General features: G+C 57.5%; 23 protein-coding genes. 18 read left to right on the top strand and 5 right to left on the bottom strand.

Annotated features, from left to right (window positions below):
* Positions 1-13 precede the first annotated feature (13 nt).
* Positions 14-814, top strand: coding sequence for a sugar/pyridoxal phosphate phosphatase YigL (gene yigL, locus AC6CWS_RS21650; RefSeq protein ID WP_017899394.1), 801 nt, complete (start codon positions 14-16; stop codon positions 812-814).
* A gap of 88 nt (positions 815-902) precedes the next feature.
* Entirely contained in the window at positions 903-1,802 is a 900-nt protein-coding gene (locus AC6CWS_RS21655) for a carboxylate/amino acid/amine transporter (RefSeq protein ID WP_023291574.1), read from the top strand.
* Here AC6CWS_RS21655 and metR read toward each other — a convergent pair.
* Positions 1,690-2,643, bottom strand: a complete 954-nt coding sequence (metR, locus tag AC6CWS_RS21660; protein ID WP_032454519.1) for an HTH-type transcriptional regulator MetR — start codon at positions 2,641-2,643, stop codon at positions 1,690-1,692. The two genes, AC6CWS_RS21655 and metR, sit on opposite strands and share 113 nt — an antisense overlap.
* A gap of 230 nt (positions 2,644-2,873) precedes the next feature.
* On the opposite strand from metR, the gene metE reads away from it, so the two are divergent.
* Positions 2,874-5,138 (top strand): 5-methyltetrahydropteroyltriglutamate--homocysteine S-methyltransferase, encoded by a 2,265-nt coding sequence (metE, locus tag AC6CWS_RS21665; protein ID WP_065883621.1) that lies wholly within the window; start codon positions 2,874-2,876, stop codon positions 5,136-5,138.
* A gap of 59 nt (positions 5,139-5,197) precedes the next feature.
* Here metE and AC6CWS_RS21670 read toward each other — a convergent pair whose 3' ends face one another.
* The gene (locus AC6CWS_RS21670; RefSeq protein ID WP_080901782.1) at positions 5,198-6,010 is read right to left on the bottom strand and encodes a dienelactone hydrolase family protein; all 813 of its coding nucleotides are present in this window, start codon (positions 6,008-6,010) and stop codon (positions 5,198-5,200) included.
* Between the two features lie 272 nt (positions 6,011-6,282).
* Between AC6CWS_RS21670 and udp the strand changes: the two genes are divergently transcribed.
* The 9 genes from udp (at position 6,283) to tatD (ending at position 14,234) form a co-directional block, all read left to right on the top strand.
* Positions 6,283-7,044 (top strand): uridine phosphorylase, encoded by a 762-nt coding sequence (udp, locus tag AC6CWS_RS21675; RefSeq protein WP_002883419.1) that lies wholly within the window; start codon positions 6,283-6,285, stop codon positions 7,042-7,044.
* 133 nt (positions 7,045-7,177) lie between these two features.
* Positions 7,178-8,626 carry a DNA recombination protein RmuC gene (gene rmuC, locus AC6CWS_RS21680; RefSeq protein ID WP_065883627.1) on the top strand — a complete coding sequence of 483 codons (1,449 nt, stop codon included), beginning with the start codon at positions 7,178-7,180 and terminating at the stop codon, positions 8,624-8,626.
* A 70-nt stretch (positions 8,627-8,696) separates the two neighbouring features.
* The gene (gene ubiE, locus AC6CWS_RS21685; RefSeq protein ID WP_023291579.1) at positions 8,697-9,452 is read left to right on the top strand and encodes a bifunctional demethylmenaquinone methyltransferase/2-methoxy-6-polyprenyl-1,4-benzoquinol methylase UbiE; all 756 of its coding nucleotides are present in this window, start codon (positions 8,697-8,699) and stop codon (positions 9,450-9,452) included.
* 13 nt (positions 9,453-9,465) lie between these two features.
* Positions 9,466-10,071, top strand: a complete 606-nt coding sequence (gene ubiJ / locus AC6CWS_RS21690; protein ID WP_032454522.1) for a ubiquinone biosynthesis protein UbiJ — start codon at positions 9,466-9,468, stop codon at positions 10,069-10,071.
* Positions 10,068-11,708 carry a ubiquinone biosynthesis regulatory protein kinase UbiB gene (ubiB, locus tag AC6CWS_RS21695; protein ID WP_032454523.1) on the top strand — a complete coding sequence of 547 codons (1,641 nt, stop codon included), beginning with the start codon at positions 10,068-10,070 and terminating at the stop codon, positions 11,706-11,708. Before ubiJ ends, ubiB begins: the two co-directional genes overlap by 4 nt.
* A 129-nt stretch (positions 11,709-11,837) precedes the next feature.
* On the top strand, positions 11,838-12,089 hold the full coding sequence (gene tatA / locus AC6CWS_RS21700; protein WP_002883425.1) for a Sec-independent protein translocase subunit TatA: 252 nt from the start codon (positions 11,838-11,840) through the stop codon (positions 12,087-12,089).
* Between the two features lie 3 nt (positions 12,090-12,092).
* On the top strand, positions 12,093-12,617 hold the full coding sequence (gene tatB / locus AC6CWS_RS21705) for a Sec-independent protein translocase protein TatB (RefSeq protein ID WP_023291582.1): 525 nt from the start codon (positions 12,093-12,095) through the stop codon (positions 12,615-12,617).
* Between the two features lie 2 nt (positions 12,618-12,619).
* Entirely contained in the window at positions 12,620-13,399 is a 780-nt protein-coding gene (tatC, locus tag AC6CWS_RS21710; protein ID WP_004886745.1) for a Sec-independent protein translocase subunit TatC, read from the top strand.
* Between the two features lie 43 nt (positions 13,400-13,442).
* A complete protein-coding gene (gene tatD / locus AC6CWS_RS21715) occupies positions 13,443-14,234 on the top strand; it encodes a 3'-5' ssDNA/RNA exonuclease TatD (protein ID WP_065883629.1) in 792 nt (263 codons plus the stop codon).
* On the opposite strand, the gene rfaH is transcribed toward tatD, so the two are convergent.
* Entirely contained in the window at positions 14,231-14,719 is a 489-nt protein-coding gene (gene rfaH / locus AC6CWS_RS21720) for a transcription/translation regulatory transformer protein RfaH (RefSeq protein ID WP_004886742.1), read from the bottom strand. The genes tatD and rfaH overlap by 4 nt on opposite strands.
* A 178-nt stretch (positions 14,720-14,897) precedes the next feature.
* On the opposite strand from rfaH, the gene ubiD reads away from it, so the two are divergent.
* Complete coding sequence (gene ubiD / locus AC6CWS_RS21725; protein ID WP_065883630.1) at positions 14,898-16,373, top strand: 4-hydroxy-3-polyprenylbenzoate decarboxylase; 1,476 nt, start codon at positions 14,898-14,900, stop codon at positions 16,371-16,373.
* A 49-nt stretch (positions 16,374-16,422) separates the two neighbouring features.
* Positions 16,423-17,124 carry an NAD(P)H-flavin reductase gene (fre, locus tag AC6CWS_RS21730; protein ID WP_004886735.1) on the top strand — a complete coding sequence of 234 codons (702 nt, stop codon included), beginning with the start codon at positions 16,423-16,425 and terminating at the stop codon, positions 17,122-17,124.
* 193 nt (positions 17,125-17,317) lie between these two features.
* On the opposite strand, the gene fadA is transcribed toward fre, so the two are convergent.
* Positions 17,318-18,481 (bottom strand): acetyl-CoA C-acyltransferase FadA, encoded by a 1,164-nt coding sequence (gene fadA / locus AC6CWS_RS21735; protein ID WP_004886733.1) that lies wholly within the window; start codon positions 18,479-18,481, stop codon positions 17,318-17,320.
* A 9-nt stretch (positions 18,482-18,490) separates the two neighbouring features.
* Positions 18,491-20,680 carry a fatty acid oxidation complex subunit alpha FadB gene (fadB, locus tag AC6CWS_RS21740; protein WP_102004554.1) on the bottom strand — a complete coding sequence of 730 codons (2,190 nt, stop codon included), beginning with the start codon at positions 20,678-20,680 and terminating at the stop codon, positions 18,491-18,493.
* Positions 20,681-20,871: 191 nt separating this feature from the next.
* Here fadB and pepQ point away from each other — a divergent pair, with 191 nt between their 5' ends.
* The 4 genes from pepQ to hemG are packed head-to-tail and all read left to right on the top strand — an operon-like array spanning position 20,872 to position 24,862.
* A complete protein-coding gene (gene pepQ, locus AC6CWS_RS21745) occupies positions 20,872-22,203 on the top strand; it encodes a Xaa-Pro dipeptidase (protein ID WP_032454527.1) in 1,332 nt (443 codons plus the stop codon).
* A complete protein-coding gene (locus AC6CWS_RS21750; protein ID WP_004886726.1) occupies positions 22,203-22,817 on the top strand; it encodes an IMPACT family protein in 615 nt (204 codons plus the stop codon). The genes pepQ and AC6CWS_RS21750 overlap by 1 nt, the downstream gene beginning before the upstream one ends.
* A 39-nt stretch (positions 22,818-22,856) precedes the next feature.
* Positions 22,857-24,308, top strand: a complete 1,452-nt coding sequence (gene trkH / locus AC6CWS_RS21755) for a Trk system potassium transporter TrkH (protein WP_004886724.1) — start codon at positions 22,857-22,859, stop codon at positions 24,306-24,308.
* Positions 24,309-24,319: 11 nt separating this feature from the next.
* Complete coding sequence (hemG, locus tag AC6CWS_RS21760) at positions 24,320-24,862, top strand: menaquinone-dependent protoporphyrinogen IX dehydrogenase (RefSeq protein ID WP_023291587.1); 543 nt, start codon at positions 24,320-24,322, stop codon at positions 24,860-24,862.
* Positions 24,863-25,002 lie beyond the last annotated feature (140 nt).

A 25,002-nucleotide genomic window follows, 5' to 3' on the forward strand; every position in this document is an offset into this window, starting at 1 on the left:
GGTTAACTTTTTTATGTACCAGGTTGTTGCGTCTGATTTAGACGGCACGCTGCTTTCCCCCGATCATTTCCTGACCCCGTATGCCAAAGAGACGCTGAAGCTGCTTACCGCTCGTGGGATCAATTTCGTCTTCGCCACCGGCCGTCACTACATCGACGTCGGGCAGATCCGCGATAATCTCGGCATCCGGTCGTACATGATCACCTCTAACGGCGCCCGCGTTCACGATAGCGATGGCCAGCAAATTTTCGCCCATAACCTCGACCGCGATATTGCCGCCGACCTGTTTGAAATCGTGCGCAACGACCCGAAAATCGTCACTAACGTCTATCGGGAAGATGAGTGGTATATGAACCGCCATCGCCCGGAAGAGATGCGCTTTTTCAAAGAGGCGGTGTTTAACTACAAGCTGTATGAGCCGGGCGAACTGGATCCGCAGGGGATCAGCAAGGTGTTCTTTACCTGTGAGGATCACGAACATTTACTGCCGCTTGAGCAGGCGATGAACGCCCGCTGGGGCGATCGCGTGAACGTCAGCTTCTCCACCTTAACCTGCCTGGAGGTAATGGCGGGCGGGGTATCGAAGGGGCATGCGCTGGAGGCGGTGGCGAAAATGCTCGGCTACAGTCTGTCCGATTGCATCGCTTTCGGCGACGGCATGAACGACGCCGAGATGCTGTCGATGGCCGGTAAAGGCTGCATTATGGCCAACGCCCACCAACGGCTGAAGGATCTGCATCCGGAGCTGGAAGTGATCGGCAGCAACGCCGACGATGCGGTCCCGCACTATCTGCGTAAGCTGTACCTCGACTGACAAAGATTGACGACTGGCGAATAACTGTCCAGTCGTCAACCTGACTCTTCGCTACAATGCCTGTTCTTTATCCAACGAGACGACCATTGTGGCGCTGTTAATTATCACCACTATCCTGTGGGCCTTTTCTTTCAGCCTGATTGGCGAGTACCTGGCCGGTAGCGTCGACAGCTATTTTTCGGTGCTGATGCGCGTGGGCCTGGCGGCGCTGGTGTTCCTGCCTTTCCTGCGGACGCGCGGCCAGTCTCCGCGCACGATCGTGCTCTATATGCTGGTGGGCGCGATGCAGCTTGGCATCATGTACCTGCTGGCCTTCCGCGCCTATCTCTATCTGACGGTCTCGGAATTCCTGCTGTTTACCGTATTTACTCCGCTGTATATCACGCTGATCTACGATTTGCTCAGCGGACGTAAACTACGCTGGGGCTATCTGCTGAGCGCCGCGCTGGCGGTGCTTGGGGCGGCGATTATCCGTTACGACAAAGTCAGCGATCATTTCTGGACCGGGCTGTTACTGGTGCAGTTGTCAAACCTCTGCTTCGCCATCGGGATGGTGGGTTACAAGCGCCTGATGGAGGTGCGACCGATGCCGCAGCACAATGCCTTTGCCTGGTTCTATGTCGGGGCCTTTATCGTGGCGGTGGCGGCATGGTTTATGCTGGGCAACCCACAGAAGCTGCCGACCACCAGGCTGCAGTGGAGCGTGCTGGTGTGGCTTGGCGTCGTGGCTTCCGGGCTGGGCTACTTTATGTGGAACTATGGCGCCACTCAGGTGGATGCCGGCACGCTGGGGATCATGAATAACGTCCATGTCCCCGCCGGGCTGTTGGTTAACCTTGCCATCTGGCAGGAGCAGCCGCACTGGCCGAGCTTTATTAGCGGAGCGTTGGTGATCCTGGCCTCGCTGTGGGTCCATCGACGCTGGGTCGCTCCGCACTCCGGACAAACGGCAGATGATCGCACGCGTGGTTCCGCGCAGAGCGAATAAACGCTTCGGTGACCGGTTGACGCTGTTCGCCATCGCGAACGGCCGCGTACAGCCGGCTCCATAATCCCTCGCCCAGGGTTTTGGTCACCACCAGACCCTGGCGTTCAAAACTTTCCACCACCCAGTGCGGCAGCGCGGCGATACCCATCCGGGCAGCCACCATCTGGATCAGCAACAGCGTGTTATCGACGCTTTTCAGCTGGGGACTGATGCCGGCCGGCTGCAGGAAATGACGCCAGATGTCGAGGCGTCCGCGCTGCACGGGATAAATCAGCAGCGTTTCCGTGGCCAGATCCTCCGGCGTAATCAGCGTCTTCATGGCTAACGGGTGCTCAGGCGCCAGCACCAGGCGCACCTCATAATCAAACATTGGCGAGTAGTGCAGACCGCTGCGCGGCAGGATATCTGAGGTCATGACCAGATCCAGTTCGCCCTGCTGCAGCGCAGGCTGCGGGTCGAAGGTGACGCCGGAATGGAAGTCGACTTCCACGTGCGGCCAGCGGGCGCGGAAATTCTCCAGCGCCGGCGTGAGCCACTGAATACAGCTGTGGCATTCGATAGCCAGCCGCAGCCGGGTCTGCTGCGGTTCGTTACAGTCCTGCAGGGCGCGAGCGATCTGCGGCAGCACCTGGTTGGCCAGCTGTAAGAGGATCTCCCCTTGAGGAGTAAAACGCAGCGGCTGGCTCTTACGTACAAAGAGACGAAAGCCAAGGCGCTGTTCCAGATCGCTGAACTGGTGAGACAAGGCGGACTGGGTCTGATGCAGGGCAGCCGCTGCGCCCGCCAGTGAACCGCTGTTCCGCAACGCTTGCAGCGTTTTCAGATGTTTAATTTCGATCATGAAAGTCCTTCACTTCGCCATGAGCAATTTGCGCTTGAGGAATATACAGTAACTGCCAATTATGGATGTGTAAACATCTGGACGGCTAAATCCTTTATCTTTCGAATTTATGGTGCGTTGGCTGCACTTCCTCACCCCAGTCACTGACTTCAGTAAGCTCCTGGGGATGAGCAAGTTTGCCGCCTTCCCTAAATCCGAAATCTTCGGATTGCAATTATGAGGCTCAAAAAATGACAATTATTAACCACACCCTCGGTTTTCCTCGCGTTGGCCTGCGCCGCGAGCTGAAAAAAGCGCAAGAAAGCTACTGGGCGGGCAATGCCACTCGCGAGGAACTGCTGGCGGTAGGCCGGGAACTGCGCGCCCGTCATTGGGAGCAGCAGAAGCAGGCCGGTATTGACCTGCTGCCGGTGGGCGATTTCGCCTGGTACGACCATGTTCTGACCACCAGCCTGCTGCTTGGCAACGTGCCGGCTCGTCATCAGAACAAAGACGGCTCTGTCGATATCGATACCCTGTTCCGCATTGGCCGCGGCCGCGCTCCCACCGGCGAGCCAGCGGCCGCTGCGGAAATGACCAAGTGGTTCAACACCAACTATCACTACATGGTGCCAGAGTTCGTGAAGGGCCAGCAGTTCAAACTGACCTGGACCCAACTGCTGGATGAAGTGGACGAAGCGCTGGCGCTGGGCCACAAGATCAAGCCCGTGCTGCTGGGGCCGGTGACCTATCTGTGGCTGGGCAAAGTGAAAGGCGAACCGTTTGACCGTCTGAGCCTGCTGAATGACATCCTGCCGGTTTATCAGCAGGTGCTGGCCGAACTGGCGAAGCGCGGCATTGAGTGGGTGCAGATTGATGAACCGGCGCTGGTGCTGGAGCTGCCGCCAGCGTGGCTGGAGGCCTTTAAACCGGCTTATGACGCCCTGCAGGGCCAGGTCAAACTGCTGCTGACCACCTATTTTGAAGGCGTTAGCGACAATCTCGAGACCATTGCTGCGCTGCCGGTCCAGGGGCTGCACGTCGATCTGGTCCACGGTAAAGATGATGTCGCCGAACTGCATAATTGTCTGCCTGCCGACTGGCTGCTGTCCGCCGGCCTGATCAACGGGCGTAACGTCTGGCGCGCCGATCTCGCCGAAAAATATGCGCAAATTAAAAACCTCGTCGGTAAGCGCGAACTGTGGGTCGCGACATCCTGCTCTCTGTTGCACAGCCCGATCGACCTGAGCGTGGAGACGCGCCTTGATGCGGAAGTGAAGAGCTGGTTTGCCTTCGCGCTGCAAAAATGCGGTGAGCTGGCGCTGCTGCGCGATGCGCTGAACAGCGGCGATACCGCGGCGATTACCGAGTGGAGCGCGCCAGTCCATGCCCGTCGCCATTCGACGCGCGTACATAACCCGGCGGTGGAAAAACGGCTGGCGGCGATCACCGCTCAGGACAGCCAGCGCGCCAGCCCCTATGAGGTTCGCGCTCAGGCGCAGCGTCAACGCTTTAACCTGCCGGCGTGGCCGACCACCACTATCGGGTCATTCCCGCAGACGACCGAGATCCGCGGCCTGCGCCTGGACTTCAAAAAGGGCAATCTGGACGCCAGTCATTATCGTACCGGCATTGCGGAACATATTAAGCAGGCGATCGTCGAGCAGGAGCGGTTAGGATTAGACGTACTGGTGCACGGGGAAGCCGAGCGGAACGATATGGTGGAATACTTCGGTGAGCATCTGGACGGTTTCATCTTCACGCAAAACGGCTGGGTGCAGAGTTATGGCTCCCGCTGCGTGAAGCCGCCGGTGGTGATCGGCGACGTCAGCCGTCCACAGGCGATCACCGTCGAATGGGCGAAGTACGCGCAGTCGCTGACCGACAAACCGGTGAAAGGGATGCTCACTGGACCGGTGACGATTCTGTGCTGGTCCTTCCCGCGGGAAGACGTCAGCCGTGAAACCATCGCGAAACAGATTGCGCTGGCCCTGCGTGATGAAGTGGCGGATCTGGAAGCGGCCGGGATCGGCATCATCCAGATTGATGAGCCTGCCTTGCGCGAAGGGTTACCGCTGAAGCGCAGCGATTGGGATGCCTATCTGCAGTGGGGTGTGGAAGCCTTCCGCCTTAACGCCGCGGTGGCCAAAGACGACACTCAGATCCATACCCACATGTGCTATTGCGAGTTCAACGACATCATGGACTCCATCGCCGCGCTGGACGCCGACGTGATCACCATTGAAACCTCGCGTTCCGACATGGAACTGCTGGAGTCGTTCGAAGTGTTCGAGTATCCCAATGAAATCGGGCCGGGGGTATATGATATTCACTCGCCAAACGTACCGAGCGTGGAGTGGATCGAAGCGCTGCTGGAAAAAGCCGCGCAGCGTATCCCGGCGGAGCGGCTGTGGGTTAACCCGGACTGCGGCCTGAAAACCCGGGGCTGGCCGGAGACTCGCGCCGCGCTGGCGAATATGGTGCAAGCGGCGCGTAACCTGCGTCAATCTGCCTGATCGTCACCCGAAAAATCAAAAAGGAGGCATTTGCCTCCTTTTTTTCCTGCTTCGGACGATTACCCTTTTTTACCGCCATATTGAGCAAACCAGTCGAGCATCCGCTGCCAGCCGTCTTTGGCTGACTCTTCGTGATAGCTGGCGCGATAGTCGGCGTTAAAGGCGTGATCGGCTTCAGGATAGACCACGATTTCCGCCGTGGCGTTGGCCGCCCGCAGCGCCTGGCGCATGGTTTCGACGGTGTCCTGTGGAATGCTGGCGTCTTTAGCGCCGTACAGGCCGAGTACCGGGGCGTTGAGATCGACGGCGATATCCACCGGGTGTTTTGGCGAATTCAGCGATTTTTCTCCTACCAGTTTGCCGTACCAGGCTACCGCCGCCTTCAACTGCGGGTTATGGGCAGCATATAGCCAGGTGATACGTCCGCCCCAGCAGAAGCCGGTGATCAGCAGACGATGGGCATCGCCGTCATGGCGCGCCGCCCAGCTGGCGACGTGGTCGAGATCCGCCAGCACCTGCGCGTCCGGCACCTTCGTAACCAGCTCTTTAAACAGGGTCGGGATATCGTGATACTCATTCGGATCGCCCTGACGGAAGTACAATTCAGGCGCGATAGCCAGATAGCCTTCCTGCGCCAGGCGACGACAAAGATCGCGAATATGCTCATGCACGCCGAAGATTTCCTGCACCACGATGACGATCGGCAATGGGCCATCAGCGTTTTTCGGGCGGGCATGGTAAGCCGGCATGTTTTCCCCCTGAGAGGGAATAGAGGTCTCTCCGGCGACAATATGCTCTTCCGGCGTATGAACGGCGGTTGCGGCATGCGGCGAGGCTGCAGGTGCGAATCCAGGTTGCTTGGTGGTGGTCATGGTATTCTCCGTACCCTTATTTATTAGCGCATCAGTAACTATAGACCCTTTACCTTTAGTTCGGGCGGTAATAAAGCACAGTGCCTGAAAGCGGCTATCTTTTGTTCAGTGACGATGAATATAACTTGTTAATGTGATGTTTATCACTATTTACTGAAAAACAACTGCAATCATTATTGTTCTTGGTGACTAACATCACAAAATGTTGCCAGGGGCTTCTGTACAGTACCGTTTTGCTTCTGCTGATAATTCGACCCACAGAGGAGTTTTTTATGTCCAAGTCTGATGTTTTTCATCTCGGCCTCACCAAGAACGATTTACAAGGGGCTACGCTGGCTATCGTCCCTGGCGATCCGGAGCGTGTGGAAAAGATCGCCGCGCTGATGGATAAGCCGGTTAAGCTGGCATCCCACCGCGAATTTACCTCCTGGCGCGCGGAACTGGACGGCAAACCGGTGATCGTCTGCTCCACCGGCATCGGCGGCCCGTCTACGTCTATCGCTGTGGAAGAGCTGGCGCAGCTTGGCGTGCGTACCTTCCTGCGCATTGGCACCACCGGCGCCATTCAGCCGCACATCAACGTTGGCGATGTGCTGGTGACTACCGCTTCCGTTCGTCTGGACGGCGCCAGCCTGCACTTCGCGCCGATGGAATTCCCGGCCGTCGCAGATTTCGCCTGCACCACCGCGCTGGTGGAAGCAGCGAAATCCATTGGCGCCACCACCCATATCGGCGTGACTGCTTCCTCGGATACCTTCTACCCGGGACAGGAGCGTTACGACACCTTCTCCGGCCGCGTAGTGAGCCGCTTCAAAGGCTCCATGGAAGAGTGGCAGGCGATGGGCGTGATGAACTATGAAATGGAATCCGCTACGCTGCTGACCATGTGCGCCAGCCAGGGTCTGCGCGCCGGGATGGTGGCCGGGGTTATCGTTAACCGTACCCAGCAAGAGATCCCTAACGCCGAAACCATGAAGCAAACCGAAAGCCATGCGGTGAAAATCGTCGTGGAAGCGGCGCGCCGTCTGCTGTAATTCAACGCTTTCCCTGTCAGGCCGGATCCTCCGGCCTTTTTTTTGCGTCGCCTCTCGCAGGAAATTCCTTTTAAACTGGACGTTTGTACAGCACAATTCTATTTTGTGTCATCAGGTTATCGCAGGGGGCGTCGTGGATCTCTCCATTATTATCAGCGCGGTTATCGCACTGGCTGCTGGATTAATCGTCGGCTGGCTGGCGACCAAAGCGCGCGCCGATCAAATTCGGGCCGATCTTATCGAGGAGCGGCGAGAGCTGGATATTGAGCTGAGCGCCGCCCGTCAGCAGCTGGTACAGGAAGCCCACTGGCGTGAAGAGTGCGAGCTGCTGAACAACGAGCTGCGCAGCCTGCGGGATATCAATACCTCGCTGGAGGCCGATCTGCGGGAGGTTACCACCCGGCTCGAATCCACCCAGCTGCATGCGGAAGATAAGATCCGCCAGATGGTGAACAGCGAACAGCGCCTGAGCGAGCAGTTTGAAAACCTCGCCAACCGCATTTTCGAACACAGCAACCGACGCGTCGATGAGCAAAATCGCCAGAGCCTGCATGGCCTGCTGACACCGCTGCGCGAACAGCTGGACGGGTTCCGCCGCCAGGTGCAGGAGAGCTTCGGCCAGGAGGCGCGGGAAAGGCACACCCTGGCGCATGAGATCCGCAACCTGCAGCAGCTGAACGCGCAGATGGCGCAGGAGGCGCTGAACCTGACCAAAGCGCTGAAGGGCGATAACAAAACTCAGGGCAACTGGGGGGAAGTGGTTCTCACCCGCGTGCTGGAAGCCTCCGGCCTGCGGGAAGGCTATGAGTACCAGACCCAGGTCAGCATCGAGACCGACAACCGCTCGCGGATGCAGCCGGACGTCATCGTGCGCCTGCCGCAGGGTAAAGACGTGGTTATCGACGCCAAAATGACCCTTGTCGCCTATGAGCGCTATTTCAACGCCGAGGATGACTACACCCGCGAAGTCGCGCTGCAGGAGCACCTTGCCTCGGTGCGTAATCATATTCGCCTGCTGGGACGCAAGGATTATCAGCAACTGCCGGGCCTGCGCTCCCTCGACTATGTGCTGATGTTTATTCCCGTCGAGCCGGCATTCCTGCTGGCCATTGATCGTCAGCCCGAGCTCATTAGCGAGGCGCTGCAAAATAATATTATGCTGGTCAGCCCGACGACGCTGCTGGTGGCCCTGCGCACCATCGCCAATCTGTGGCGTTATGAGCACCAGAGCCGCAACGCGCAGAAGATCGCCGAGCGGGCGGGGCGCCTTTACGACAAAATGCGCCTGTTTGTGGACGATATGTCCACTATCGGCCAGAGTCTGGATAAAGCGCAAGAGAACTATCGCCAGGCGATGAAAAAGCTCGCTTCCGGGCGCGGTAATCTGCTGGCTCAGGCGGAGGCTTTTCGCGGGTTGGGCGTGGAGGTCAAGCGCGAGATTAATCCTGATTTAGTCGAACAAGCCACTGCTCAGGACGATCAATATCGTCTCGAAGAGGAGGATAACCTGCCGGAAAATGACGCATTTTCGCCCGACTCTGCCGAGGCGGTGCGCAGCCGGGAGGCGGCTCCGCCACGCTGAAACGTATGGGAAATGCGCTGAGTCTGATACACTCAGTGAACATTTTCTTGAAAAGCAAGCAGGCATAAAGATGGTTGAGGATTCACAAGAAACGACGCACTTTGGCTTTCAGACGGTCGCTAAAGAGCAGAAAGCGGACATGGTGGCGCATGTATTCCATTCTGTCGCCGCAAAGTATGATGTGATGAATGACTTAATGTCGTTTGGTATCCATCGTTTGTGGAAGCGTTTCACCATCGACTGCAGCGGTGTACGTCGCGGGCAGACCGTGCTGGATCTGGCGGGGGGTACCGGTGATTTGACGGCTAAGTTTTCCCGTCTGGTAGGGGAAACCGGCCGCGTTATGCTTGCTGATATCAATGATTCAATGCTCAAAATGGGCCGCGAAAAGCTGCGCAATATCGGCATCGTGGGTAATGTTGAGTATGTTCAGGCCAACGCGGAAGCCCTGCCGTTTGCTGATAATACCTTTGACTGCATCACCATCTCTTTCGGTCTGCGTAACGTGACCGACAAAGAGAAAGCGCTGCGTTCGATGTACCGCGTGCTGAAGCCGGGCGGACGTCTGCTGGTGTTGGAGTTTTCTAAACCCATTATTGAACCGCTGAGCAAAGCCTACGACGCTTACTCCTTCCATATCCTGCCGAAGGTGGGCGAGCTGGTGGCAAAAGACGGCGACAGCTATCGCTACCTGGCGGAGTCGATCCGTATGCATCCGGACCAGGAATCCCTGAAAGGGATGATGCAGGATGCAGGCTTCGAAAGCGTGGACTACTACAACCTGACGGCAGGTATCGTTGCTTTGCATCGCGGTTACAAGTTCTGACAGGAGGGACGCTATGCCTTTCACACCCCTGGTGACCGCTGGCATTGAAACGGCGCTGAATACTTTCCTCTGGCGCGACAAAGCGCTAAAACCGGCCCGCCAGCGCCTGCTGGGCAAGGTATTGCGGGTACAGCTGCAGGACTTCTCCACGCCCGTGGTGCTGGTGTTCAGCGAACGCCAGGTTGATGTCCTGAGCGCCTGGGAGGGAGAGGCCGACTGCACCGTGATTACCCGGCTCAGCGTACTGCCAAAACTGCGCAACCGTCAGCAGCTCACGGCGCTTATCCGCAGCGGCGAGCTGGAAGTGCAGGGCGATCTGCAGGTGGTGCAGAACATGGTCACCCTGTGCGATCTGGCAGAGTTCGATCCCGCTGAACTGCTGGCGCCTTACACCGGCGACATCGTGGCCGAAGGCGTCGGTAAAGTTCTCCGCGGCGGCGCTCAGTTTTTACTGAAAGGGGCGCAGCGCCAGCAGCGCTATGTCGCGGAAGCGATCACTGAAGAGTGGCGCCTGGCGCCGGGGCCGCTGGAGCTGGCCTGGTTTGCTGAAGAGACGACGGCTATTGAACGCGCGCTGGCCGCACTGGAAAAACGGCTGGAAACGCTGGAGGGCAAATGACGCCAGGAGAATTACGGCGCCTGTATTTCATCGTCCACACTTTTTTGAGCTACGGGCTCGATGAGCTCATCCCCAAAATGCGGATCACGCTGCCGCTGCGTATCTGGCGGCGGATGCTGTTCTGGATGCCAAACCGCCATCAGGATCAACCCCTTGGCGCCCGTCTGCGGCTGGCGCTTCAGGAGCTGGGGCCGGTGTGGATTAAATTCGGCCAGATGCTTTCCACGCGGCGGGATCTCTTTCCGCCGCATATTGCCGATCAGCTGGCGCTGTTGCAGGACCGCGTGGCGCCCTTTGACGGGAAGCTCGCGCAGCAGCAGATAGAGAAAGCGATGGGTGGCCTGCCGGTGGAGGCCTGGTTTGATGATTTCTCCGTTGAGCCGTTAGCCTCGGCGTCTATCGCCCAGGTGCATACCGCGCGTCTGAAAGAGAACGGCAAAGAGGTGGTGATCAAGGTTATCCGTCCGGATATTTTGCCGATCATTAAAGCGGACATGAAGCTCATCTACCGCCTGGCGCGCTGGGTGCCGCGTCTGCTGCCTGACGGCCGCCGTCTGCGCCCGCAGGAGGTGGTTCGTGAGTATGAAAAAACGCTGCTGGACGAGCTGAACCTGCTGCGGGAATCCGCTAACGCCATTCAGCTGCGGCGTAATTTCGAAGACAGCCCGATGCTGTATGTGCCGGAAGTGTACCCCGACTACTGCAGCGAAAGCATGATGGTGATGGAGCGCATCTACGGCATTCCGGTGTCCGACGTCGAGGCGCTGGAGGCTCAGGGAACCAACCTGCAGCTGCTGGCGGAGCGGGGCGTGCAGGTCTTCTTCACCCAGGTGTTTCGCGACAGTTTTTTCCATGCTGATATGCACCCTGGCAACATATTCGTCAGCTACGAGCACCCGGAAGATCCGCAGTATATCGGCATCGATTGCGGCATTGTCGGCTCGCTGAACAAAGAAGATAAGCGCTATCTGGCGGAAAACTTTATCGCCTTTTTCAACCGCGATTATCGTAAGGTTGCCGAGCTGCACGTCGACTCCGGTTGGGTTCCGCCGGATACTAATGTCGAAGAGTTTGAGTTCGCGATCCGCACGGTCTGCGAGCCCATCTTTGAGAAGCCGCTGGCGGAGATCTCCTTCGGCCACGTGCTGCTTAATCTGTTCAACACCGCGCGGCGCTTCAATATGGAAGTCCAGCCGCAGCTTGTTTTGCTACAGAAGACATTACTTTACGTAGAAGGGGTAGGCCGGCAGCTCTATCCTCAGTTAGACTTGTGGAAAACGGCGAAGCCTTTCCTTGAGTCGTGGATCAAAGATCAGGTCGGTATTCCGGCGCTGGTGCGCGCGTTTAAAGACAAAGCGCCGTTCTGGATCGAAAGAATGCCTGAAATACCTGAGCTGGTGTATCAGAGCCTGCAGCAGAGCAAACAGCTGCAGACCAGCGTCGATACTATCGTGCGGGATATGCATGTGCGTCATGTGCGCCAGGGCCAATCCCGTTATCTGTTTGGTATAGGCGCGGTTTTATTGCTCAGTGGTACGCTGCTCTTTATCCATCGCCCTGAGTGGGGAATGATGCCCGGCTGGCTGATGGCCGGCGGTGTCGTGACCTGGCTGATTGGCTGGCGAAAAACCCGCTGATCGGTTCGCCACTTCATGACGCAGGCTTATTTGCGCAAAATCATGCCGGTGGCCTGACGGCGAGGCGGCTGGCAGGATGGCGTGTATAATGCGTCCACATAATTCATCATCTGTCATAGGGGAACGTGTATGGGTGGTATCAGTATTTGGCAGTTATTAATTGTTGTCGTCATCGTAGTTCTGCTATTCGGGACGAAGAAGCTGAGCTCACTGGGGTCAGACTTAGGGGCATCCATCAAAGGCTTTAAAAAAGCCATGAGTGATGATGATAAACCCGAAAAGTCGGCGCCAGACGCAGATTTCACGGCGAAAACTATCGCCGACAAACAGGATGATGCAAAAAAAGACGAGACAAAACGCCACGACAAAGAGCAGGTGTAACTCGTGTTCGATATTGGTTTTAGTGAACTACTGCTGGTGTTTGTAATTGGCCTCATTGTTCTGGGGCCACAGCGGCTTCCCGTCGCGGTTAAAACGGTGGTTGGCTGGATCCGTACGCTACGGTCGCTGGCGACCACGGTGCAGAATGAGCTGGCTCAGGAGCTAAAACTGCAGGAGTTCCAGGAGAGCCTCAAGAAGGTGGAAAAGGCCAGCCTGAATAACCTGACGCCGGAGCTGAAAGCCTCTATGGACGAGCTGCGCGAGGCCGCGGAGTCGATGAAGCGCTCCTATAGCGCCCACGATCCGGAAAAGGCCAGCGACGAAGCGAATACCATCCATAATCCGGTGGTGAAAGGCAGCGAAGCGCAGCGGCAGGACGTCACGCCGGCGACGGCCGAACATCAGGCCAGCGCTCCGGTTCATGCGCCGGAGCCCGTGGCCGACGAGCAACCCGCTTCACCGGCAGAGAAAACATCCGCTACGGCGGCTGCCCCCCATTCTTCCCCCGCATCGAGTGATAAACCGTAAACATGGGCGTAGACGATACACAACCGCTAATTTCGCATCTGATTGAGCTGCGCAAGCGTCTGCTCAACAGCATCATTGCTATCCTGGTGATCTTCCTGGCGCTGGTCTATTTCGCCAATGATATCTATCAGCTGGTCTCGGCCCCGCTTATCAGCAAGATGCCGGTAGGCGCGACGATGATCGCCACCGATGTCGCTTCACCTTTCTTTACGCCGATAAAGCTGACCTTTATGGTGTCGGTGATCCTGTCGGTGCCGATTATTCTGTATCAGGTATGGGCCTTCGTCGCGCCGGCGCTGTATAAGCACGAGCGCCGGCTGGTGGTGCCCTTGCTGGTCTCCAGCACGCTGCTGTTCTATATCGGCATGGCTTTCGCGTATTTTGTCGTGTTTCCGCTGGCGTTCGGCTTTCTGACCCATGCTGCCCCGGAGGGGGTGCTGGTCTCGACCGATATCCGCAGCTATCTCGACTTCGTGATGGCGCTGTTTATGGCGTTCGGGGTCTCTTTTGAGGTGCCGGTCGCCATTGTGCTGCTCTGCTGGATGGGCGTCACTACGCCGGAAGAGCTGCGCAAAAAACGGCCGTATGTGCTGGTGGGCGCCTTCGTGGTGGGCATGCTGCTGACGCCGCCGGACGTGTTCTCGCAGACGCTGCTGGCCATTCCGATGTACTGTCTGTTTGAAGTCGGGGTGTTCTTCGCCCGCTTCTACACCGGGAAGCGCCTGACGCGCGATGACGATGCCGCGGCCGAAGCTGAAGCCGCTGAACACAGAGAAGAGTAATACCGCCAACCGCCCGTCAGGGCGGTTGTCATATGGAGCGATCATGTTTGATATCGGCGTTAATCTGACCAGTTCACAGTTTGCCCGCGACCATGATGAGGTGGTGGCGCGCGCCCGGTCGGCGGGGGTCCACGGCATGCTGCTGACCGGCACAAATTTGCCGGGGAGCCAGCAGGCGCAGAGAATGGCGAGCCATTACGCCGGCTGCTGGTCCACGGCGGGGGTTCATCCCCATGACGGCAGCAGCTGGACGCCAGCGGTCGCCGAGGCGATTTATGTCCTTGCCCGCGAGCCGCAGGTGGTGGCGATAGGGGAATGTGGTCTGGATTTTAATCGTAATTTCTCCACGCCGCAGGAGCAGGAGGCGGCATTCAGCGCCCAACTGGCGCTGGCCGCCGAGCTGTCGATGCCGGTGTTTTTACACTGCCGCGACGCCCACGACCGGTTTCTGACGCTACTTAAACCCTGGCTTGGGAAGATCCCGGGCGCGGTGCTGCACTGCTTTACCGGCAGCCGCAGCGAGGTGCAGGAATGTCTGGATCTGGGGCTGTTTATCGGCATTACCGGTTGGGTGTGCGATGAGCGGCGCGGGATCGAGCTGCGAGAGCTACTGCCGGCGATCCCGGCGGAACGTCTGCTGCTGGAGACCGATGCGCCTTATCTGCTGCCGCGCGACCTCAAGCCGAAACCCGCCTCGCGTCGTAACGAGCCCGCGTATTTGCCGCATATCCTGGCCAGCGTCGCGGCCTGGCGCGGCGAGGAGGCGCGGTGGCTTGAGGCGCAAACGGACGCAAACGTCAGAGCGCTGTTTGGTATCGACGTTATCGGCGCTTAGATTTTCTGGAAATCGGTGTTTTTCACGCTCTGCAGGACTTGCTTATTCAGCAGGTTTAACAGCAACATAGAGCGTGCTTCACCGTCCGGCTCGGTAAAGATAGCCTGTAAGCCTTCGAACGCGCCGTCGGTGATCAGTACGCTATCGCCCTCATGCGGTGTTTCCGGGTCGGTGATGCCTTCCGGTTTATAGATAGAGAGCTGATGGATGACCGCCGAGGGGACGATAGCGGGTAGGGCGCCAAAGCGCACGAAGTTGTTAACCCCGCGGGTGGCGCTGATGGTGGTGGTATGAATCACCTCTGGATCGAACTCAATAAACAGGTAGTTCGGGAACAGCGGTTCGCTGACCATGGTGCGTTTACCGCGAATGATTTTTTCCAGCGCAATCGTCGGCATCAGGCAGTTAACTGACTGACGTTCCAGATGTTCCTGGGCTCGTTGTAGCTGCCCACGTTTGCAATACAGTAAGTACCAGGCTTGCATAATGACTCATTCCACTTCTAATAACGGCAAGCATAACAAATGGCTGGTGTAATCGCGAAAGCCATTATAATTGAAATCCAAATTTCAGCGTTCTTTCACGCTAATTTAACAAAATTACAGCATCTCGCCGTTGAACACCGTATAATTAGCCGCCTGTAGAGAGGTCAATAACACTTTCATGAAATATCACGATCTTCGCGACTTTCTGACACTCCTGGAACAACAGGGCGAACTAAAACGTATCACTCTGCCGGTCGATCCCCACCTGGAAATCACCGAAATTGCCGACCGCACCCTGCGCGCTGGCGGTCCGGCGTTGCTGTTTGAGAATCCGAAAGGCTATACCATGCCGGTGCTGTGCAACCTGTTCGGCACGCCGCGGCGCGTGGCGCTGGGAATGGGTCAGGAGGACGTCAGTTCGCTGCGCGAGGTGGGTAAGCTGTTAGCCTTTCTGAAAGAGCCTGAGCCGCCCAAAGGTTTCCGCGATCTGTTTGATAAGCTGCCGCAGTTTAAGCAAGTGCTGAATATGCCGACCAAACGTCTGCGCGGCGCCCCCTGCCAGCAAAAAATCATCCAGGGCGATGACGTCGACCTGAGGAAAATCCCGATTATGACCTGCTGGCCGGACGATGCCGCGCCGCTGATCACCTGGGGGCTGACGGTGACCCGCGGGCCGCACAAAGATCGGCAGAACCTGGGGATTTATCGCCAGCAGCTGATTGGCAAAAACAAACTGATTATGCGCTGGCTGTCTCATCGCGGCGGCGCACTGGATTTCCAGGAGTGGAGCGCGGCGCGTCCGGGCGAACGCTTCCCGGTTTCTGTGGCGCTCGGCGCCGACCCAGCGACCATTCTTGGCGCGGTGACCCCGGTGCCGGATACGTTGTCGGAATATGCCTTTGCCGGGCTGCTGCGCGGTACCAAAACCGAAGTGGTGAAATGCGTCTCGAACGATCTTGAAGTGCCTGCCAGCGCAGAGATTGTGCTGGAAGGTTATATCGAGGCCGGGGAGATGGCGCCGGAAGGTCCGTATGGCGACCATACCGGCTACTACAATGAAGTAGACCAGTTTCCGGTGTTTACGGTCACCCATATTACCCAACGTGAAGACGCGATTTATCATTCGACCTATACCGGCCGTCCGCCGGATGAGCCTGCGGTGCTGGGCGTGGCGCTGAATGAAGTCTTCGTCCCGATCCTGCAAAAACAGTTTCCGGAAATCGTCGATTTCTATCTGCCGCCGGAAGGGTGCTCCTACCGCCTGGCGGTGGTGACGATGAAAAAACAGTATGCAGGCCATGCCAAGCGCGTGATGATGGGCGTCTGGTCGTTCCTGCGCCAGTTTATGTACACCAAATTCGTGATTGTCTGCGATGACGATGTCAACGCCCGCGACTGGAACGATGTGATTTGGGCGATCACTACCCGTATGGACCCGGCTCGTGATACGGTACTGGTAGAGAATACGCCAATTGATTATCTGGATTTTGCCTCGCCGGTTTCCGGCCTGGGTTCAAAAATGGGGCTGGATGCCACCAATAAATGGCCTGGCGAAACCCAGCGTGAATGGGGTCGCCCAATCAAAAAAGATCCTGCCGTCACGGCGCGCATTGACGCCATCTGGGATGATCTGGCCATCTTTAAACAACAGTAAGCGGGGCTAACGCCGCTGTTTTGCTCTATAGACCCGACAGAGGGGACGCATGACAACCTTAAGCTGTAAAGTGACCTCGGTGGAGGCGATTACCGATACCGTGTATCGTGTTCGATTAGTACCGGAAGCGGCATTCTCTTTCCGCGCTGGCCAGTATCTGATGGTGGTAATGGATGAGCGCGACAAACGCCCATTCTCCATGGCCTCCACGCCGGCGGAACAGGAATTTATCGAACTGCATATCGGCGCCTCGGAGCTCAATCTGTACGCGATGGCGGTCATGGATCGCATCCTGAAAGAGCGCGAAATTGAGGTTGATATCCCGCATGGCGAAGCCTGGCTGCGTGAAGATGAAGACCGCCCGCTGATTTTGATTGCCGGCGGCACCGGCTTCTCTTATGTGCGTTCTATTCTGCTGACCGCGCTGTCACGCAATCCTCAGCGCGATATCGCGATTTACTGGGGCGGCCGCGAGACCAAACATCTGTACGATCTGGCTGAGCTGGAAGCCTTGAGCGTCAAACATCCGAATCTGCGCATTGAGCCGGTGGTTGAGCAGCCGGAAGAGGGCTGGCGTGGGCGTTCCGGCACCGTGCTGACCGCGGTGCTGCAGGATTACGGTACCCTGGCCGATCACGATATCTATATTGCCGGGCGTTTTGAGATGGCCAAGATTGCTCGCGACCTGTTCTGCAACGAACGCGGCGCGCGCGAAGATCGCCTGTTTGGCGACGCGTTTGCCTTTATCTGATATCTGCAAATAAAAAACCCGCCCCTGACAGGCGGGAAGAACGGCAACTAAACTGTCTCTCTTCGCCAATGACGTCATAACTGCGTCGGCTGCGCTCGCTCACCCGAATCACTTACTTCAGTAAGCTCATCGGGGTTCGCTCGCTTGCCGCCTTGTTCTGACGCCATTGGCTGTGAGATACCCTTTTGTAAATTTACACCCGCTCAAACACGGTGGCGATCCCTTGTCCCAGGCCAATGCACATGGTGGCGAGGCCGAACTGGGCATCTTTACGCTCCATCTGATTGATCAACGTAGTGCTAATACGCGCCCCGGAACAACCGAGCGGATGACCGAGCGCGATCGCCCCGCCGTTAAGGTTGATCTTCTCATCGATCTGCTCCATCAGGCCCAGATCTTTAATGCACGGCAGGATCTGCGCGGCAAAGGCCTCATTCATTTCAAAGACGTCGATATCGCTGGTGGATAAGCCCGCTTTTTTCAGCGCCAGCTTCGAGGCGGGAACCGGGCCATAGCCCATAATGGACGGGTCGCAGCCGACCACCGCCATCGAACGGACGCGGGCGCGTGGCTTCAGCCCCAGTTCGCGGGCGCGACTTTCGCTCATCAGCAGCATCGCCGCCGCGCCATCGGAAAGGGCGGAAGAGGTACCCGCCGTTACCGTACCGGTCACCGGGTCAAACGCCGGCCTCAGGGTAGACAGCGTCTCGACGGTGGTTTCCGGGCGGATCACTTCGTCATAGTTAAAGGACTTCAGTACGCCATCGGCATCGTGGCCGCCGGTGGGGATAATCTCGGCTTTGAATGCGCCGGACTGGGTCGCAGCCCAGGCGCGGGCGTGGGAGCGCGCGGCGAACTGATCCTGCATTTCCCGGCTAATGCCGTGCAGACGCGCCAGCATTTCAGCGGTCAGCCCCATCATCCCTGCCGCCTTCGCCACGTTGCGACTCAGGCCCGGGTGGAAATCGACGCCGTGGCTCATCGGCACATGGCCCATGTGCTCCACGCCGCCAATCAGGCAAACGCTGGCATCGCCGGTCATGATCATGCGTGCGGCATCGTGCAGCGCCTGCATGGAAGAACCGCACAGACGGTTAACCGTGTTTGCCGGTACCGAATGCGGGATCTCCGCCAGCAGCGCCGCGTTACGGGCGATGTTAAAACCCTGCTCGAGGGTTTGCTGTACGCAGCCCCAGTAGATATCGTCTATCGCGCTTGCCTCAAGCGACGGGTTGCGCGACAGCAGGCTACGCATCAGGTGCGCGGAGAGGTCTTCCGCGCGCACGTGGCGAAATGCGCCGCCCTTTGAACGGCCCATCGGGGTGCGAATAGCATCGACAATGACAACCTGTTCCATTGTGACTCCTTAAGCCGTTTTCAGAGCGCCAACCGGACGGGCTGGCTCTACCTGGGAATAATACGCTTCGTTATGGCGCGCTTTGTCACGCAGACCGGCAGGGACTTCATACAGCGGCCCAAGGTGCTGGTACTGCTGCGCCATATCGAGATACTTCGCGCTGCCGATGGTATCCAGCCAGCGGAAGGCGCCGCCGTGGAACGGAGGGAAGCCGAGGCCGTATACCAGCGCCATATCCGCTTCCGCCGGGCTGGCGATAATGCCTTCTTCCAGGCAGCGGACGACTTCGTTAACCATCGGGATCATCATGCGGGCGATAATCTCTTCATCGCTGAAATCGCGCTTCGGCTGGCTGACGTCGGCCAGCAGGCTGTCGACGGCGGCATCTTCTTCTTTCTTCGGCTTACCTTTGCTGTCGTCTTTATAGCGCCAGAAGCCGAGGCCGTTCTTCTGGCCGAAACGGTTGGCGTCAAACAGGGCGTCGATGGCGTCGCGATAATCTTTCTTCATCCGCTGCGGGAAGCCCGCCGCCATGACCGCCTGAGCATGGTGCGCGGTGTCGATGCCGACCACGTCCAGCAGATAGGCCGGGCCCATCGGCCAGCCAAACTGTTTCTCCATCACTTTATCGACTTTGCGGAAATCCGCCCCGTCGCGCAGCAGCTGGCTGAAGCCGGCGAAGTAGGGGAACAGCACGCGGTTGACGAAGAAACCGGGACAATCATTGACCACGATTGGCGTCTTGCCCATTTTGCTGGCCCAGGCGACGACTTTGGCAATGGTCTTATCCGAGGTTTTTTCGCCGCGGATCACTTCTACCAGCGGCATGCGATGCACCGGGTTAAAGAAGTGCATGCCGCAGAAGTTTTCCGGGCGCTGCAGAACGCTGGCCAGCTCGCTGATGGGGATCGTTGAGGTGTTGGACGCCAGCACGGTATCCGGGCGGATTTTATCTTCCGTTTCCGCCAGCACCGCTTTCTTCACTTTCGGGTTTTCCACCACCGCTTCAACGACCACGTCCACGCGATCAAAACCGCTATACTCCAGCGTTGGCTGAATGGTGCTTATTACTCCGGCCAGCTTCAGACCGTCGATTTTGCCGCGTTCAAGCTGTTTATTCAGTAGCTTCGCCGCTTCGGTCATGCCGAGCGTCAGCGATTTATCGTTGATGTCCTTCATGATGACCGGCACGCCTTTCCACGCCGACTGATAAGCGATGCCGCCGCCCATAATGCCCGCGCCCAGGACGGCGGCCTGCTTCGGCGTTTCGACATCTTTGGTCAGTTTTTTCGCTTTCGCTTTGACGTACTGGTCGTTGAGGAAGATACCGACCAGCGCGCGGGCCTCATTGGTATGAGCCAGCGGAACAAAACTTTTATTTTCCAGCACCAGGGCCTCTTCACGACCAAGACGCGCGGCGGCTTCAATGGTTTTCACCGCGGTGATCGGCGCCGGATAATGCTTCCCGGCGGTTTGCGCGACCATGGCTTTGGCGATGGTGAAACTCATCGTCGCTTCAATTTTGCTGAGCTTCAGCGGCTCCAGCTTCGGTTGACGTTTCGCTTTCCAGTCCAGGTCGCCCTGAATCGCCTGGCGCAGGATCGCCAGCGCGCCGTCGCGCAGTTTGTCGGCAGCAACTACGCCATCCACCAGGCCGATTTTCAGCGCTTGATCGGCACCGACATCTTTCCCGGCAGCAATGATCTCCAGCGCGCTGTCGGCGCCGAGCAGGCGCGGCAAACGGACTGAGCCGCCGAAGCCTGGCATAATGCCGAGTTTGGTTTCCGGCAGACCAATGCGCAGATCCGGCGTCGCCAGGCGGTAATCGGTCGCCAGGACGCATTCACAACCGCCGCCCAGCGCGTAACCTTTGACGGCGGAGACAGTGGGGACGGGAAGATCTTCCAGACGGTTGAAGACGCTGTTAGCAAAATGCAGCCATTGGCTTAACTGCTCCTCAGGGACCAGGAACAGTGAGAGGAATTCCGTAATATCCGCGCCGACGATAAACGCCGCTTTTTCAGAGCGCAGCATCAGGCCTTTGAGATCGTTTTGTTTTTCCAGTACGTCCAGCGCATGACCGAGGCTGGCTACGGTTGCGGTATCAAGCTTGTTGACCGAACCTGGGGCATCGAACACCAGTTCGGCGATGCCATCTTCCAGCCAGTCGAGGTACAGGGTGTCGCCTTTGTAGAGCATGTCAGTCTCCTGAATCCAGCAATATGATCTGGTCATACCAGATGAAACGGAGTGTGGAATTTATGTTAAAGAATTGCAAATTACTCTTTAAATAATTGCTGGTCGGATCACATCCGGTGGAAATCACCCGCACGCAGGTCGATGTGCTAAGATGCGGAGTATCACGATCCCATAAAAGCAAAGGACAAAAGATGGAATCCCTGGCCGCGCTCTATAAAAATCATATTGTTACCCTACAAGAACGTACCCGCGACGTCCTGTCCCGTTTTCAGATGGATGCTCTGCTGATTCACTCCGGCGAGCTGGTTAACGTCTTCCTTGATGACCATCCGTACCCGTTCAAGGTCAATCCGCAGTTCAAAGCCTGGGTGCCGGTGACTCAGGTGCCTAACTGCTGGTTGCTGGTGGACGGTGTGAATAAACCGAAGCTGTGGTTCTATCTGCCGGTTGATTACTGGCATAACGTTGAGCCGCTGCCAACCTCGTTCTGGACCGAAGAGGTCGATGTGGTCGCGCTGCCGAAGGCCGATGGCATCGGCAGCCAACTGCCTGCCGCTCGCGGAAATATTGGTTATATCGGGCCGGTGCCGGAGCGCGCGCTGGGTCTGGGAATCGCCGCGGATAAGATCAACCCGAAAGGGGTTATCGATTATCTGCATTACTACCGGGCTTACAAAACCGATTACGAGCTGGCCTGTATGCGTGAAGCGCAGAAGTCGGCGGTGAATGGTCATCGTGCGGCCTATGAAGCTTTTCAGTCCGGGATGAGCGAATTCGATATCAATCAGGCCTATCTTACCGCAACCGGTCACCGCGATACCGACGTGCCTTACAGCAACATCGTGGCGCTGAACGAGCATGCTTCTGTCCTGCACTACACCAAACTGGACCACCGCGCTCCGGCGGAAATGCGCAGCTTCCTGCTCGACGCCGGTGCGGAATATAACGGCTATGCTGCGGATCTGACGCGGACCTGGGCGGCACACGGCGATAACGATTTCGCCCATCTGATTAAAGACGTTAACGACGAGCAGCTGGCGCTGATTAGCACCATGAAAGCCGGGACTCGCTACGTCGATTACCATATCCAGTTCCACCAGCGTATTGCGAAACTGCTGCGTAAACACCAGTTAGTCACTGACATGAGCGAAGAGGCGATGGTGGAAAACGATCTGACCGGGCCATTTATGCCGCACGGGATTGGTCATCCGCTGGGTCTGCAGGTGCATGATGTTGCTGGCTTTATGCAAGACGACTCCGGTACGCATCTGGCGGCGCCAGCGAAATACCCGTATCTGCGCTGCACCCGTATTATCGAGCCGCGTATGGTGTTGACCATTGAACCCGGCATCTACTTTATCGAGTCGTTACTGGCGCCGTGGCGTGAAGGCCCGTTCAGCAAACACTTCAACTGGCAAAAAATTGACGCCATGAAGCCATTCGGCGGGATCCGTATCGAAGATAACGTGGTGGTTCACGAAAACAGTATCGAAAATATGACGCGCGATCTGAAGCTGGCCTAATGGAGAGCTGGTTAATCCCGGCGGCGCCCGTTTCCGTCGTTGAGGAGATCAAAAAGAGCCGTTTTATCACGTTGTTGGCGCATACCGACGGCGTGGCGGCGGCGAAAGCCTTTGTCGAGTCCGTCAGAGCGGATCACCCCGATGCCCGTCACCACTGCGTGGCGTGGGTCGCCGGACCGCCTGATGATTCGCAACAGCTTGGGTTTTCTGATGATGGCGAACCGGCGGGAACGGCGGGTAAACCGATGCTGGCGCAGCTGATGGGAAGCGGCGTCGGCGAGATAACCGCTGTCGTCGTACGTTACTACGGTGGTATCCTGCTGGGCACCGGCGGCCTGGTGAAAGCCTATGGCGGCGGTGTTCATCAGGCGCTGGCGCAGTTGACGACACTGCGCAAGACGCCGTTAACGGCATATACTTTGCAATGTGAATATGGGCAACTGGCCGGCGTCGAAGCGCTGCTCGCCCAATTTTCCGGCAACGTCGTTGAAAGCGAATATCTGGCGTCGGTTCGGCTGCGCGTGGCGCTTCCCCAGGCTGAAGTGGCGGCTTTTTCAGCAAAACTGGCTGATTTTAGTCGCGGTTCATTGCAATTGCTGAAGATTAACGAATAATCCCCTCTGTTTTTTTGCCTACCAAAGGAAGCGCCAGAGATGCATTTTCGCGCCATAACCCGAATCGTTGGATTACTGGTCATCTTGTTTTCGGGGACGATGATCGTCCCGGGATTAGTGGCCCTGATATATCGCGATGGCGCGGGACGGGCCTTCACTCAAACTTTTTTTGTCGCTCTGGCGATCGGCTCCATGCTGTGGTGGCCGAACCGTAAGCAAAAGGGCGAACTGAAATCCCGTGAAGGATTTCTGATCGTGGTGCTGTTCTGGACCGTGCTGGGTAGCGTAGGGGCCTTGCCCTTTATTTTCGCCGAACAGCCGAACCTGACGGTGACGGATGCCTTCTTCGAGTCATTTTCCGGCCTGACGACGACCGGGGCGACCACCCTGGTGGGGCTGGACTCGCTCCCGCACGCTATCCTCTTTTACCGGCAGATGCTGCAGTGGTTCGGCGGCATGGGGATCATTGTGTTGGCGGTGGCGATTCTGCCTATCCTCGGCGTCGGGGGGATGCAGCTCTACCGTGCGGAAATGCCCGGCCCGCTGAAAGATAACAAGATGCGCCCGCGCATCGCCGAGACGGCAAAGACATTGTGGCTCATCTATGTGTTACTGACGGTCGCCTGCGCATTGGCGCTCTGGTTTGCCGGTATGCCGGCCTTCGATGCGATAGGGCACAGCTTCGCCACCATCGCCATCGGCGGTTTCTCGACTCACGATGCCAGCGTCGGCTATTTCAACAGCCCGATGATCAACTCCATCATTGCCATCTTCCTGCTGATCTCCGGCTGTAACTACGGTCTGCATTTTTCGTTGTTGAGCGGACGCAGCCTGAAGGTGTACTGGCGCGACCCTGAGTTTCGAATGTTCATTGGCGTCCAGTTGACGCTGGTCATCGTCTGTACGCTGGTGCTATGGCTTCATAACGTGTACGGCTCGGTGCTGACGACGCTGAATCAGGCGTTTTTCCAGGTGGTGTCGATGGCGACCACCGCGGGATTCACCACCGATAGCATTGCGCGCTGGCCGCTGTTCCTGCCGGTGCTTCTGCTGTGCTCCGCATTTATCGGCGGCTGCGCAGGCTCCACGGGCGGTGGCTTAAAGGTTATCCGTATCCTGTTGCTGTTCAAGCAGGGCAACCGTGAGCTTAAGCGTCTGGTTCACCCGAATGCGGTGTATAGCATTAAATTAGGTAACCGCGCGCTGCCGGAACGTATTCTGGAAGCGGTATGGGGATTCTTCTCCGCCTATGCGCTGGTTTTTATCATTAGTATGCTGGCTATTATCGCCACCGGGGTGGATGACTTCTCCGCTTTCGCCTCCGTGGTGGCGACATTGAACAACCTCGGGCCTGGGCTCGGCGTCGTCGCGGACAACTTTGCCACCATGAACCCGGTCGCGAAATGGATCCTGATTGCTAATATGCTGTTTGGTCGTCTGGAAGTGTTCACCTTACTGGTGCTCTTTACTCCCACTTTCTGGCGCGAATAACAGGAGTGCTCGTGAAAACTTTAATTCTCTTTTCCACCCGCGACGGGCAGACACGTGAAATCGCTTCGTTTCTCGCCTCTGAGCTTAAAGAGCTGGGTATCGATGCGGACACCCTGAATCTGAACCGTACCGATGACGTGGAATGGCATCATTATGATCGCGTGGTGATTGGCGCGTCGATTCGCTACGGACACTTTCATCCGGCGGTGGACCGCTTTGTGAAAAAGCACCTTGCAGCATTGCAGGCGCTGCCGGGGGCATTCTTTTCGGTGAACCTGGTTGCGCGTAAACCCGAGAAGCGCACGCCGCAGACCAACAGCTATACGCGCAAGTTTCTGCTCAACTCGCCGTGGCAGCCGCAGAGCTGCGCGGTGTTTGCCGGGGCGCTACGTTACCCGCGTTACCGCTGGTACGATCGGTTTATGATCCGCCTGATTATGAAAATGACCGGGGGCGAAACGGATACCCGTAAAGAAGTGGTCTATACCGACTGGCAACAGGTCTCCCGATTTGCCCGAGAAATCGCGCAAATGATCCGCAAACAGGGCGTTTAAACAGCGTCTTGATGGAAAAGCGAGCGAACGAAAAGTTTTTTTGCATTTCCCCTTGTCACCTCAGAATTACTCCCTATAATGCGCCTCCACTGACACGGAACAACGGCAAGCAAGCCGCCGGGTCAGCGGGGTTCCGGTGA

Source organism: Klebsiella sp. M041, assembly GCF_059759695.1.

Excerpts from the sequence above, each read along its gene's own strand:
- AC6CWS_RS21750 (WP_004886726.1), top strand. The coding sequence starts at position 22,203 with ATGGAGAGCTGGTTAATCCCGGCGGCGCCCGTTTCCGTCGTTGAGGAG.
- metR (WP_032454519.1), bottom strand. The coding sequence starts at position 2,643 with ATGATCGAAATTAAACATCTGAAAACGCTGCAAGCGTTGCGGAACAGC.
- fre (WP_004886735.1), top strand. The coding sequence starts at position 16,423 with ATGACAACCTTAAGCTGTAAAGTGACCTCGGTGGAGGCGATTACCGAT.
- udp (WP_002883419.1), top strand. The coding sequence starts at position 6,283 with ATGTCCAAGTCTGATGTTTTTCATCTCGGCCTCACCAAGAACGATTTA.
- fadB (WP_102004554.1), bottom strand. The coding sequence starts at position 20,680 with ATGCTCTACAAAGGCGACACCCTGTACCTCGACTGGCTGGAAGATGGC.
- ubiE (WP_023291579.1), top strand. The coding sequence starts at position 8,697 with ATGGTTGAGGATTCACAAGAAACGACGCACTTTGGCTTTCAGACGGTC.
- AC6CWS_RS21670 (WP_080901782.1), bottom strand. The coding sequence starts at position 6,010 with ATGACCACCACCAAGCAACCTGGATTCGCACCTGCAGCCTCGCCGCAT.
- fadA (WP_004886733.1), bottom strand. The coding sequence starts at position 18,481 with ATGGAACAGGTTGTCATTGTCGATGCTATTCGCACCCCGATGGGCCGT.
- ubiB (WP_032454523.1), top strand. The coding sequence starts at position 10,068 with ATGACGCCAGGAGAATTACGGCGCCTGTATTTCATCGTCCACACTTTT.
- ubiJ (WP_032454522.1), top strand. The coding sequence starts at position 9,466 with ATGCCTTTCACACCCCTGGTGACCGCTGGCATTGAAACGGCGCTGAAT.
- rfaH (WP_004886742.1), bottom strand. The coding sequence starts at position 14,719 with ATGCAAGCCTGGTACTTACTGTATTGCAAACGTGGGCAGCTACAACGA.
- tatA (WP_002883425.1), top strand. The coding sequence starts at position 11,838 with ATGGGTGGTATCAGTATTTGGCAGTTATTAATTGTTGTCGTCATCGTA.
- yigL (WP_017899394.1), top strand. The coding sequence starts at position 14 with ATGTACCAGGTTGTTGCGTCTGATTTAGACGGCACGCTGCTTTCCCCC.
- tatD (WP_065883629.1), top strand. The coding sequence starts at position 13,443 with ATGTTTGATATCGGCGTTAATCTGACCAGTTCACAGTTTGCCCGCGAC.
- ubiD (WP_065883630.1), top strand. The coding sequence starts at position 14,898 with ATGAAATATCACGATCTTCGCGACTTTCTGACACTCCTGGAACAACAG.
- pepQ (WP_032454527.1), top strand. The coding sequence starts at position 20,872 with ATGGAATCCCTGGCCGCGCTCTATAAAAATCATATTGTTACCCTACAA.
- metE (WP_065883621.1), top strand. The coding sequence starts at position 2,874 with ATGACAATTATTAACCACACCCTCGGTTTTCCTCGCGTTGGCCTGCGC.
- tatC (WP_004886745.1), top strand. The coding sequence starts at position 12,620 with ATGGGCGTAGACGATACACAACCGCTAATTTCGCATCTGATTGAGCTG.
- trkH (WP_004886724.1), top strand. The coding sequence starts at position 22,857 with ATGCATTTTCGCGCCATAACCCGAATCGTTGGATTACTGGTCATCTTG.